Here is a 279-nt window from a genome sequence, read left to right on the forward strand (position 1 = left end):
CTCGTAGACCGTGTCGACGCAGCGGTAGCCGGCGCCTTCCAGGCGCAGGCGCATCCGCTCGACGTCGAGTTTCTGGCCGACGTCGAGGACCAGGCTGCTGCCGAGCAGGAAGCGGGTCGGCGCCAGGCGGTGCAAGGCGGTGGAGATCGGCACCACCAGCACGCCGTGCTTGAGCTGCGGCAACTGGTAGAGGGCGGCGATGCGCTGGGAAATGATGTCCTGGTGCGGCGAAAAGACGTCGTAGGGCAGGGTTTCCCAATCGGGGAAATGCAATACCGG

The 279-nt window shown here is 66.3% G+C and carries 1 protein-coding gene; it reads right to left on the minus strand.

Annotated elements, in window-relative coordinates:
- A partial coding sequence (locus ACLJNW_RS24610) for a hypothetical protein (protein WP_410961273.1) occupies positions 1-279 on the minus strand: 279 nt, incomplete at both ends.

This window comes from Salmonella sp. SAL4457 (assembly GCF_046548235.1).
GTDB classification, from domain to species: Bacteria; Pseudomonadota; Gammaproteobacteria; order Enterobacterales; family Enterobacteriaceae; genus Salmonella; species Salmonella enterica.